The 11,057-nt window shown below is 38.7% G+C and carries 11 protein-coding genes and 1 pseudogene; 9 read left to right on the top strand and 3 right to left on the bottom strand.

All coding sequences use genetic code 11. From position 1 onward, the window contains the following. The first annotated feature begins 50 nt into the window (after positions 1–50). The 5 genes from Q1A86_RS07665 (at position 51) to Q1A86_RS07645 (ending at position 2,586) form a co-directional block, all read left to right on the top strand. A complete protein-coding gene (locus Q1A86_RS07665) occupies positions 51–359 on the top strand; it encodes a hypothetical protein (RefSeq protein ID WP_299804989.1) in 309 nt (102 codons plus the stop codon). Between the two features lie 140 nt (positions 360–499). Then, a complete protein-coding gene (locus Q1A86_RS07660) occupies positions 500–805 on the top strand; it encodes a hypothetical protein (RefSeq protein ID WP_299804987.1) in 306 nt (101 codons plus the stop codon). 35 nt (positions 806–840) lie between these two features. Continuing rightward, positions 841–1,347: a hypothetical protein gene (locus Q1A86_RS07655; protein WP_299804986.1), complete on the top strand. Its 507-nt coding sequence runs from the start codon at positions 841–843 to the stop codon at positions 1,345–1,347. Between the two features lie 106 nt (positions 1,348–1,453). Continuing rightward, positions 1,454–1,861 (top strand): hypothetical protein, encoded by a 408-nt coding sequence (locus tag Q1A86_RS07650; protein WP_299804984.1) that lies wholly within the window; start codon positions 1,454–1,456, stop codon positions 1,859–1,861. 53 nt (positions 1,862–1,914) lie between these two features. Further along, the gene (locus tag Q1A86_RS07645) at positions 1,915–2,586 is read left to right on the top strand and encodes a hypothetical protein (RefSeq protein ID WP_299804981.1); all 672 of its coding nucleotides are present in this window, start codon (positions 1,915–1,917) and stop codon (positions 2,584–2,586) included. A gap of 122 nt (positions 2,587–2,708) precedes the next feature. Here Q1A86_RS07645 and Q1A86_RS07640 read toward each other — a convergent pair whose 3' ends face one another. Both Q1A86_RS07640 and Q1A86_RS07635 read right to left on the bottom strand, forming a co-directional pair. Next, the gene (locus Q1A86_RS07640; RefSeq protein ID WP_299804979.1) at positions 2,709–2,981 is read right to left on the bottom strand and encodes a hypothetical protein; all 273 of its coding nucleotides are present in this window, start codon (positions 2,979–2,981) and stop codon (positions 2,709–2,711) included. A 43-nt stretch (positions 2,982–3,024) separates the two neighbouring features. Beyond that, complete coding sequence (locus tag Q1A86_RS07635; protein WP_299804977.1) at positions 3,025–3,753, bottom strand: hypothetical protein; 729 nt, start codon at positions 3,751–3,753, stop codon at positions 3,025–3,027. Between the two features lie 170 nt (positions 3,754–3,923). Between Q1A86_RS07635 and Q1A86_RS07630 the strand changes: the two genes are divergently transcribed. From Q1A86_RS07630 to Q1A86_RS07615, 4 genes are all read left to right on the top strand, one after another. Then, positions 3,924–6,269: a hypothetical protein gene (locus Q1A86_RS07630; protein ID WP_299804975.1), complete on the top strand. Its 2,346-nt coding sequence runs from the start codon at positions 3,924–3,926 to the stop codon at positions 6,267–6,269. A 908-nt stretch (positions 6,270–7,177) separates the two neighbouring features. Then, positions 7,178–8,188, top strand: a complete 1,011-nt coding sequence (locus tag Q1A86_RS07625; RefSeq protein ID WP_299804973.1) for a radical SAM protein — start codon at positions 7,178–7,180, stop codon at positions 8,186–8,188. Further along, positions 8,181–9,149 carry a radical SAM protein gene (locus tag Q1A86_RS07620; protein WP_299804970.1) on the top strand — a complete coding sequence of 323 codons (969 nt, stop codon included), beginning with the start codon at positions 8,181–8,183 and terminating at the stop codon, positions 9,147–9,149. Before Q1A86_RS07625 ends, Q1A86_RS07620 begins: the two co-directional genes overlap by 8 nt. Before the next feature lie 84 nt (positions 9,150–9,233). After that, entirely contained in the window at positions 9,234–10,451 is a 1,218-nt protein-coding gene (locus Q1A86_RS07615; protein ID WP_299804968.1) for a hypothetical protein, read from the top strand. Positions 10,452–10,549: 98 nt separating this feature from the next. Here the strand turns inward: Q1A86_RS07615 and Q1A86_RS07610 are convergent. Then, positions 10,550–10,974: pseudogene (locus tag Q1A86_RS07610) on the bottom strand (DDE-type integrase/transposase/recombinase); the annotation flags it as partial. Positions 10,975–11,057: the final 83 nt, after the last annotated feature.

Below are 11,057 nucleotides of genomic sequence, written 5' to 3'. Positions count from 1 at the left end.
TCACTGTCTACTACCATTGAATAGAGCGTACTAAAGAAAGGATGGTTAAAATGGGAGTAAGAGCTGAAGGATGGGTGATTGTTCATATCACTCGAGCTGGAGAGAAGGACATATATAAGGTATTTGCATCTTGGATAGATGGAGATAGGTGGCGTGTTTCGTCAGGTACCTTTGATAAGTCTCAACTCAAAGACCAAGGAGATGAGTTTATCTGGCCACAAGCCTCAGGCAGTGTTTACATCCTTCCTAAGGAAGGAGAAGGTCTCTTAACTGCGTATACATGTACTGTATTAGACGATGCTATTAAGGGTGCAAGAGACCAAGGCACGACAATGAAAAGAATCAAACTCTGCGATTAATAGTAATTTAGTATTATTCATTTTCAATGAATTACATACATATCATAACTTAAATATTTTGCTTTGAAATCAAAGACAAATGTGAGATAAAACGTTTACTTACTTTAAAGCTGAACTCACAATTAGTAGAGATATCGCTAATGTACTTTCTCATCACAATGCACTCACCACCGCAATTCTACGATATTAATTGTCGGCAAGTCGTACCTGAGCTCGATTACATTGACAGCATAAGCAAGACGTACATTGTCGATGGTGAAGTGCGAAGGGTGGAAGTAGGTACGAATAGTCACAAAACTAGTGAAGGGGACTGGATGGTAGCCTGTCCTAGGCAGTCGGTAGAGCTATTACGTTCGCTCAATGTTCACCCCTTCAAGACCAAAGGCGAAGCAAAGCAGTTTGCAGTCAAAAACGAGCTAAAGTCGTTTCGCTATTTAAAGGTTTAATAAGACACACCAACAACACCCATTTAAAGGATTAGATGATGTTACATGATATTGAAAAATGGATTGATGAAGTAAATCGAGAGCACGAGTCACAGCGAACGTGCTGTGTTCATCTTTACGCCCACCTTCGTGGTTTCTATCCCAAAGCCTTTCTTGAGCAAGCCTTCTATGTTGTTGTCGAGGAGTTACCTAGGCCACAATTTCTAGCCGGCCAGTCAGCCGTCATAGATAACTTTCTTAGCCAACCGCTTGATGGCATCACTTACAAGAACACCTACTACCTATTGCCCGATATGGCCAAGAACCTAAATATTCACTTCCATGAATTGGTCCATGTTGCTCAATGGCGAACTCTCGGTGCTGCAGGGTTTATAACGCGATACATGGCAGAACTCGCACAACACGGTTATCGCAATGCCCCATTAGAGGTTATCGCATATGGCTTAGAAGATTACTTTATAAAGAATGGCACTCAACTTAATGTCTTGCAGCAAGTTGAATTCGATTTAAAGCGCCAACATAAAATAGAACAGCATCATTAAAGAAGTTTAGTTTGCCTACAGAGAGATGAAGTCGAACAACCTACATCACAACGTGGTAGCAAGGTAGCGCAAACTATGTACAAAGATTAAGGTAAAGGAAATTCATATGAAGTTTGTTATCTCGTCACCTGACTTTTGGTATCAAATCGATGCCTCCTTCGACAAGTCGGGGGGGATGTACATTTTATCCTGTTTGGGTGATGAGAGTATTCCGCGCCCTATTAGCCGATTACTTGGATTAGATAGCGAAGGAATTCTCTATCTCGGTATGGCTTCTTCATTTCTTGATCGCGTAATTGAACTTAAGAAGAGCCTGAGCCCTAGCCATTGCTCGCGTTCTCACGACTGTGGTGTTCGATATAAAAATCATCAGGAAATATCAACTATGTTTCCTTACGACAGGCTGCAAATTGAGCTAATACGTTCCGACGATCCAAAGGTTACTGAACAGGAAGCTTTACGGAAGTACCTTGAAGAGTTTGGTGAATTACCTCCGTTAAACAGAGTTAGCTAACTTTTGATAAACGTACCACAGAAAAAATTTGTATTTATGGTTAAAGGTTAAATATGTCTCTTAGTTCGCGTGAAGAATTACTCTTTGAAGAGTGGAAACGAAACAGAACAGGTTTTGTCGCTGATGGATTAGTCTCTGAGCTAGAATACTTAAGCTCCAAAATCAAAATATGCGTTGTATTAAAAGAGGTTAATGACCCAAAGGGAGGAGGGTGGGATTTAAGGAAGTTTCTTGCAGAAGGAGCCCGTCCACAAACTTGGGACAACATCGTACGTTGGGTCCTAGGTCTTAACAATGTAGATATTGCATGGAGTGATGTTGATAGCATTAGTAAGGAGATAAGGATTAACACTCTTAAATCCCTAAGCGTAATCAACCTAAAAAAGTCACCAGGAACACACACGACTAATAATGCCTCCCTTAAGTTAATTGCTAAAGAGGATAGCGAATATATAGCCAAGCAGTACTCTATATATGATCCAGACATAACTATCTGTGGTGGCACTGGCGATTTATTCAAAGCTGTTGCAGGGTTTGATGAATGTAGATGGAATAGAACAAGGCGTGGTGTTTGGTGGTATGAAAGAGCCCCAAGCAAGTATGTCATCGCATATTGCCACCCAGAGGCGAGAGTTGATAGCTCGCTGATCCTATATGGACTAATAGATGCTGTTAACGATATTTACTCCCAAGCCCTCTCGTCTACAACTATTCTTGAGCGATAGACGAAATCGGCATTAATCCAATTCTATTGAAGTCTAGTATCTAGGCTATTCCATTTAAATACGTGTCAGCAAACCTAGGCTGACACGTATTTATAAAGTAGATAGTTTCAAAGTTAAGGGGATTACTTGACTAATTTCCATTCCTTTCTGCCACAAGATGGACACTCATACCTTTCCGCTAACCACTTTGTTATTTCATCAGAAAAGGCTAGCAAGGCGACGCCTCCAGTTACAATAGCGACACAAATGGCAAAAGCAAATCCTGTTCCTGCAAAAAAGTATGTCACCCATGCCCAAAAGCCCCCACCAACAAAGCTTCCCCCTAACACTTTTAAGAAAAAGGCTTTATTTGCTTCTTCTGTATACCCACAGGATTTACATTCCACATTTGTCATATTACGGTCCTTTTAAGCTACTTATATTATAAAGATTTAATCATTACGCTAAATCGGTCTTAATTTTCATTAGGGCTGAGTCAATTGATGAATTATAATTATTGTCTGATTCCAACCCCTCTCTTTCGCCATAGAATGCGTTATATTTCGCTAGCAAAACATCAATGTTTTGATGGTAACTCTGAACTTTGTATAATTTAACCAGAGGATTGAGCAAGTTGAAAAGAATATTGTTTTCTACATCATTTGAATCAACAATCCCCAAGTGAAGTGCAACCATATTGAAATCTTTCTGTGTCAGGGGGCCTTCAGTGTATTTAACTAGCGTTTGGTCAATAACAAGATGAAAGTCATTATCTTGAACTTCTAAGTCTGCAGTATTACCATCAATTGAAATATAAGACCTAATTGTTTGCACCATTTCTTTAATTTTAGCTTCGTTAAGGATGAACACTGAGTAATTGTTAGCTAGAAGCTCTCGGCTAAACTCTGTAGTTATAAGGCCTGTATTATCTTTAGAGAACAAAATAGCGGTATTGTTTTCCTGTAATTCTCTAATTTTTTGTTTCCACAAATTCATCGTTGCTAAAGCTAAGCAATTTTTTATCGCCTCAGTTCTGGTTTTATCTCGCTTCTCTATTTCAAGCTTTATGCTTTTTTTATAGGTAGACTCACCTGATGACTGACTTGAGTCGTCATCACTACTCATCGCATAAGCAACTATAGCTCCCCCAACAGCTATAGCTGCCCAACCTATTAGTGGAAATGCCATTTGATATCCTTATTTAGCTTATATTTGTTTTAAGTTTAATCAATATATACCACACGACATACACAATCAAGAGGTTAGCAAGCGCATTAGACGTATGCGTCTAAGATGCGGTTGACTTAGCGTTTTCTTCAGAGTAAGGTTATTTTAAGTTAATGAATTGTGGAAGAAGCATGAACTATCTAGATAATTTGAACATTTTTCTAGCTCAAGAACTTACTCTCGCTCGTGAAAAAGCTGAACTGTCTCAGCAACAGGTAGCCGACATTTCATATATTGACGGCAGCAGTATAATTCTAAGTCAGCGAAAAGTTTCAAGGATAGAAAAGGAGCCTTTATCTTCTAATTCGATAGACATAGCAGCATATATGGTCGCAATCGGTAAGCGACCTCAAGATTTTTTTGATTTATTACATATGGGCATGGATAAGTTTAGACCTTCTATAAAAATGGATATTTTAGAGATGAAAACAATCACCAGTGAAAAGATAAAAATTGCGATAACTAATGCTTACAGAAAGTTAGATATTGGGCAGGGAATACTGGTTAATACAGAAAACCCCTCGCCGACTAATAATGCTCTTATAGAATCCTTCAATTTAGCTAAAAACAACTTGGAAAGCCTAAATAGGAAACCAACAATTGGAATGTTAGGTCATTATGATTCGGGCAAAACAAGCATGATTAACGTGATAGTGGGAACCGAAGGGGGGATTGTACTTCCGGAAGACTATCAGCCAACCACAAATATCCTAAATCTGCTGATGCATGAATCTGATCGACCTGAAACACTTACAAAAGAGCCTGTAGCCGTATTTAGAAAAGGCTTTAAACCGCACATGATTCATGACCAAAAGTTGGTTAATAATTACCTTATAGGCCAAGGGGGGCAAACTTTTTTAGCTGAGATAGGGCAACATTCATATGGCGAAGTTAACCCTGAATATAAGAACGCGTATATCGCAGTAATTTTTATGGACTCTCCAATATTAGAAAAGCTTTGGCTGCTTGATACTCCTGGTGACATGAATGGTGATGAATCAGAGGATAGTGAAATAGCTATCTCTGGTGTTGAGCTCGTTGATGGCTTGTTTTTCCTTGATGGTGCCTCAGGTTTTCTGGACAAAAACTCGTTTGGTTTTTTTAGCGAAATCCTAAGAGCAAACCCTCCAGTCGACCCATGCGAACCGATGGCTCACATTAGGCTATTTGCAACTAAAGCTCACACAGTATCTACTGAACAAATGAGCTCTTTAAGAAACAAATTAGCCAAGCGCTACAGTAATCAATTCAATGATCTTATCTTTAAATCATGGGTAGACGATCTCAATAGGGCTGGAAATAATATTACCCTCAATGCCTTTAATTCATATCAAATCAGCGATGTGATATTTCCATACGCAAGAGAAATACCAGAGCTTAAAGAGAATATGCTGCATCAGCTTGATGAAATGGCTGGGTATTTGTTGGCTCACCATTGTAAGTTCATTGAACAGTCAGCTGATAAGGTATTAGAGTCCCAGCGAATATTGTTACGTAACCAGATCAATCAAACAAAAAAGTTTAAAGACGATATCGGCACTCGTAAGAGTGAAGCAAGTGAACGAGCTATCCGATTTCGTCTGATTCATTCTAATGTTAAAACTGCATTAAATCGTATTTTAGAAGAGAGCGTGCCAGAGCTTCGTAGTAATTGTGAAAAGGATATGATGAATCTTGAGCAGAAGCTTTCTAATGAATCATTTGTCGAAGCTTTGATCCGTGATAACTACAGTGATAAGAAAGAGGCTGCGAACTCAATTGGAGACCATATAGGTCAGCTAATCTCTAGTGAGTTTGAAACCACAATTAAAAGAAATTCTTCAGCTTATAGTGATAAGGTCCAGCTAGCGATGAATCAATTTGAGTCAGAGCTAAGTCAATCCGTTGGAGATGCAGGTTACAAAATAGGTGACACCTCAATTGATTTCGACGCTAAAGCCGCTTTTATTGGGGGCTTAACAGGTTTAACGAGTTTTGGTGCCATGTCCATGTATGCAAGTGCAGTAGCTGCTGGTAGTAACCTAGGTGGTTATATTCTTTCAGCTAAGGTAGCTGGAATATTGGTTAATTTGGGAATCGCATCAAGCACTACAGCTGTAATTTCAACAATATCGACTTTAGGTGGTCCTGTAGGGATTGGTATTGCAATAGCAAGTTTAATTGGCTTGTTAGCATGGAAATTCTTTGGAGCATCATGGGAAGAGTCGCTTGCTAATAAAATAGTTAAAAGCATTAACAAAAAGCCATTCATGGATACAGTTCAACCAAAGATTGACAATTTCTGGAATGAGACCGCATCAGCACTAAAAGCGTGCATGGTTAATTTAGAAATTGAAATGGAAAAAGATATTTCCGCATCAAATGCTATGGCTGAAAGTGAGTTTGTAGAAAAAGACGTTGATATCTGGCTGTACGAGTTAACTAATGTCCTTTCAGCTCTTGATGGACATAAGGTAATAGATAGTCAGGCTTCCTAATTAAAAATATTTTCAAGTGTAAGAACATTATGCTTAAGGCATGATGTTCTTTGCTAATAACTAGGTGGCAGTCTAGAGAACGTTTCGTACTTATTAACAGGCAGGCACGTAAACTAAATACATCAGGTAGTTTTATATAGCTTGTGTTTTTAGATTAAAGATAACCCGTGTCTCAAAGGTTGGGATTTAATCATAAGTGTAATTTACCTAATCACAAATAGAGAGGTTGCTAATTTAGTCTTATCGATTAGTTCTTTTTTCAGTCCACTTAAACCATGAAGAAAAGATGACTAACTGTATTGTGTTAGTCATCGATAATAACGAAAGTATGAGGAGGGGTTTTTGCTACGGATTTGATTTACATCAAGTTATAACTGTTTTGTTATATGGTAATTTGTTTTGAAACGTACCAATGGAGCTAACATGAAAACAACGATAAAAAAAACGGAAAAACTGAAAGTTCAAATTGTACCCTTTCAGAAAAAGCCAAAAGATCCTGTATCTAAGGGGAAGACTCTTGGCTGTTGGGGTCCAAGTCCTGATGACAACATGAATCAGTGTTGATCTATTTAACCTTGTATTGCGGCCATTTCAAACTATCTTTTATGGCCGCCTTTAACTCCTTAACACACTCTCGCGTTATAACTTTTGGTATAGGTGCATTAATCGACCAAGATACCTGACTAGCTCCCATTAAAAAATGAAAAAAATTGTAGTAAGAAAGGTTAATGGAATAAACATTGCCATAAATACGTATGATAATGACTGTTTTGAAGTCAATGACATTGTGATGGAAATCCTAGAAAGTAAAGTTCTATATAAAAATTATCTTTCACGCATCGCCGCAAAGTACCAGGTAACCGAAACTGAAATTTTGAATCTGGAAAATGAAATATTGGAAGCTTTTTATGAATCATGAAAAGTTAAGGGCTGATGCCTTGGCTAGCAACACGCTAATAATGGCAAGCATTGAACTTACAGAAGTATGTAACTTAAGTTGTGCACATTGCTATATACCCAAAGAGAAGTCTGAGTTATCCCTTGAGAGCGCTAAGGCTGTAATCGATAAACTGTACCAGTTAGGGGTGCTTTATTTAACATTTACGGGCGGTGAGATTTTTTCTTACTCGCCTTTTCGGGAAGTTTATCTATATGCCAAATCTAAGGGGTTTATCATCAGTTTGATGACGAACGGCACACTAATTAATAATCGCATAAAAAAGCTACTCAAAGCATATAAACCTTACAATGTTAGTATTACAGTCTATGGATTAACACCTCAAGACTATATTCACTTCACAGGGAAAGATAGCTACAAAGAGTTGATTGACGGATTAGATTTCTTTGAATCATCAGATATCCCCTTCAGCTTAAAAACCGTTTTGGTTAAGGCAAATTATTCTAAAGCTCTCCGAGGCGATTATGAAGCACTTGCTCTTAGGTACAACACTTCCATGGTATACGATCCGATTATTTTTGGTAAAAAGGATGGCGACACTTCTAGCATAGAACAGCGCTTAACTGCTGATGAAATTATACAGTTTGAAAATTCCATGGACGAAACTATCGCGTTCTGGAAAAAAGCTGTCTTAGATAAAGCCACAGAGCCGTCTATCCGATGTGGTGGTGGTTTAAGCAGTTTATCAATTGACTCTAATGGTAACGTCGCTATTTGCTCACTTTTTGTCACTGAGAAATGTGAATTTTTGACAAGCTCCCCAGAAGAACTGAAGCAGTTTCTACTCAGTACTCATAGCCTGATGCAAAAGCGCTTTGAACAGAGTCCATGCTTTTCATGCGAAAAAAAATCACTTTGTCGGTGGTGCTCAGCTTATGCCAACCTAGAACACGGTTCTGGTAGTGAAGCAATTCACTTCTTTTGTGAACTTGCTGAAAGAAGAGTAGATTGCTTTGGATAATCTGACTCTGAATACCGCAACGATAGAGCTTCTTTCTAAATGTAACTTTCATTGTCGGCATTGTTATCTTGATAAGAAATCAGCCAAGAGCCTCTCAATAACAGATTGGTTCAAGGTTTTTGATACTCTATATAATGTTGGCGTGAAGAAAGTTGTTCTCACTGGCGGTGAACCGCTTATGCATCCACAGTTTAAGTCGATCTATAGTTATATTCATAATTTAGGGCTTGAATTACAGGTGTTTACCAACGGTTCTTTACTTGATAAAGCTTGGATTGATTTTTTTAAAACATCGCTTCCTAAATCAGTATCTGTTTCCGTTTACGGACAAAATCAGCAACAATATGAAAAATTTACAGGTTCAAGAGCTGGTGTCTTTGATAGTGTAATAAACAACATTGAGTCATTAAAGCGTGAAGGTATAAAGACCTATATTGGGATAACTCCTTACCAGTGTGAGATGAATGAGCAATGGTACGCATTCATTAGAGAGCACGACATTAATATCAATACATATATGATCCCAAGTCTCGACAGACAGAATAATCTTGGTTTCCGGTTAACGCCTGAGGCTATTGTTGAAATTGAAACAAGATTACATCAACAACGGGAAGTAACAAAAATCCCAATCACTCCTAATGACTCTGATTACTATAGAAAATGTAGTGGCGGTATGACGTCTTTGTTTATTGATCAACATGGTTATGTCTCTATGTGCGCCGTAAATAGAAAGCTTAAGTTTAATATACTTACTGTTTCATTTGAGACCATTCGTACAGAGTTAATAAATGAAAGTGAACGCATTAAACGCGCCTACTTTTCTAGCCAATGTGGATCGTGTAAGCATAATAAGGGGTGCCGTAATTGCCCTGTTTACAGTGAATTAGAAGGTAATAGTGGTGGAGAGAATCCATATTTGTGCGCATTAACATCTGAGCGAATCAAAGTCCGAACAACGTAAACATGCTTTTAAATGTCATGAAACCTGGAGATAAGCTTCGGGTTTATTCCGAATTTAATATCTAGGTATTGAAAGATTATCCATATGATACAAAACCCTTTTGACGAGCAATATGAGAGTGCTATTGCAGAGAAATCAAAGCTAACTACAAGTTATGACAAAAAAAGACACGAGATTAACTGGTATGAGAGCACAGTGCTAAAAGCTCTGCTCCATAATAGCGTTAAAATCCAAACTCAATTAGAGGGGTTCTCTCTAGCTAGCATTGAATTAAGCGATGAAATTCAAAGTATTGAACTCGCACTAAAAAAGACCACAGAATCCATCGGTAGCCGCTGGAATCCGACGAATTGGTTCGATTCGCATCAGCAGGAACTTCGTGAACTCGAAGGGACAATGAAGAGTTCTGAGCTTGAAAAGAAAAAGAGGCTCTCATCGGTAGACGATCAGATAATAGACCTTATACAACGTAAGAAAGCCACAATTGAAGAGATTGAGAGATATAGTAGTTTTGATCTAAATGCCAGCGTCAAAAGTAGCAGCATACTTGCGAGTCAACTATCTCAACAAAAAGAGAAAGTCAAAAGGATTGCAGAAAGAAAACAGAAGTTCGATGATGCACTAGCGCCGATCGTTAAACAAATTAGTGATGCGGCACAGAAAAAATCTGAGGCTTCCTCTGTAAAGCACCATGCTCAACTTTTAGATGATGAATTATCAAATGCGAACAATTCGTATGAGCGTGCCTCAGTGCATCAAATCTGCGAAGAAAAATTCGGGATAAGTTCTCCAAGAAAACTAATTTCCATAAAGAATTCCGAAATTAGAAAACTCGATAGAGATCTCGAAAAGCTATACAATCGTGCGAAAATTGTCACAGAAAAAGCAGCTTGGAATGTTGAAAAGCTTATACTCGATGGTAACAACTTATGTTACCAAGGAGACAAATTCATAGGGCTTTCTGCTTTAAAGGTTTTGGTTCCTTATCTCGCCAATGACTATGAAGTAGTATTGGTCTTTGATGGTTCGATTCGGCGAGCTCTTGGGAGTAGTGATTCTGATATTCGTGTGACTTTTCATAGCGATATCGAGGTGCACGTTGTTGCAACTAGCGTTAAGGCCGATGAAACAGTTCTAGATCTTGCTGGAACTGCCAAGACTACTTTTATAGTTAGTAATGATAGGTTTGCGGAGTTTGGTGATAAGTCAGCCGTTCAGGAGCAGCGAATCATTCGTCATGAGATTGTTTCAGGCCAGGTTTTAATCCACGACCTTGGTATTAGAGCGGAGTTCAATCAATAGGGGGTAAAAAGAGCAGCACTTGAATAACGTTTTCAATATTGCACAGGCACCAGAATCCTAAGCATTTATCTGCTTCATTTTGAGACTGCTTCAAATGTCTATGGACTCACTCCACCTAGGTGCGTCTGGCATCGGTGGCGATTATAAAATACTTCGATGCACGCCAGTTCACGAGATTTATAGATCCACTTTTTAATTCTTTCTTTTTTAAACTGCTAAAAACCGATTCTTCCAAGGCGCTATCCTAGCAGTTACCGCGACGACTCATGCTTGGTTTAACGTTATGCCATTGGTAAAACTTTTGACAGTCACCACTGGCGTATTGGGAGTCTTGGTCTGAGTGTATTATTACACTCTCAGTCTGTCTACGACGCCATATCGCCATCAATAATGTATCCAGCACGGTCCCTTTGGCCAAAGTTGGTTTCATTTGCCAGCCGTTTACTTTACGAGAAAACAAATCAATCACCACTGCTAGATAAAGCCACTCCTACAGAGTCCTGATGTAGGTAATATCAGTCACCCGAGCTTAATCTGGAGTTTCAAAGAAGAACTCTCTGTTGAGTCGATTTGAGAAGGACGGCCATAGGTGCCTTTATGACACTT

It is taken from the genome of uncultured Shewanella sp. (genome assembly GCF_947497935.1).
Taxonomy (GTDB): domain Bacteria; phylum Pseudomonadota; class Gammaproteobacteria; order Enterobacterales; family Shewanellaceae; genus Shewanella.
This window is presented reverse-complemented; position numbering and strand designations above follow the sequence as displayed.

What these genes read in the sequence shown, in the direction of transcription:
- Q1A86_RS07665 (WP_299804989.1), top strand. Translation starts at nt 51, where the DNA reads ATGGGAGTAAGAGCTGAAGGATGGGTGATTGTTCATATCACTCGAGCT.
- Q1A86_RS07660 (WP_299804987.1), top strand. Translation starts at nt 500, where the DNA reads ATGTACTTTCTCATCACAATGCACTCACCACCGCAATTCTACGATATT.
- Q1A86_RS07655 (WP_299804986.1), top strand. Translation starts at nt 841, where the DNA reads ATGATGTTACATGATATTGAAAAATGGATTGATGAAGTAAATCGAGAG.
- Q1A86_RS07650 (WP_299804984.1), top strand. Translation starts at nt 1,454, where the DNA reads ATGAAGTTTGTTATCTCGTCACCTGACTTTTGGTATCAAATCGATGCC.
- Q1A86_RS07645 (WP_299804981.1), top strand. Translation starts at nt 1,915, where the DNA reads ATGTCTCTTAGTTCGCGTGAAGAATTACTCTTTGAAGAGTGGAAACGA.
- Q1A86_RS07640 (WP_299804979.1), bottom strand. Translation starts at nt 2,981, where the DNA reads ATGACAAATGTGGAATGTAAATCCTGTGGGTATACAGAAGAAGCAAAT.
- Q1A86_RS07635 (WP_299804977.1), bottom strand. Translation starts at nt 3,753, where the DNA reads ATGGCATTTCCACTAATAGGTTGGGCAGCTATAGCTGTTGGGGGAGCT.
- Q1A86_RS07630 (WP_299804975.1), top strand. Translation starts at nt 3,924, where the DNA reads ATGAACTATCTAGATAATTTGAACATTTTTCTAGCTCAAGAACTTACT.
- Q1A86_RS07625 (WP_299804973.1), top strand. Translation starts at nt 7,178, where the DNA reads ATGAATCATGAAAAGTTAAGGGCTGATGCCTTGGCTAGCAACACGCTA.
- Q1A86_RS07615 (WP_299804968.1), top strand. Translation starts at nt 9,234, where the DNA reads ATGATACAAAACCCTTTTGACGAGCAATATGAGAGTGCTATTGCAGAG.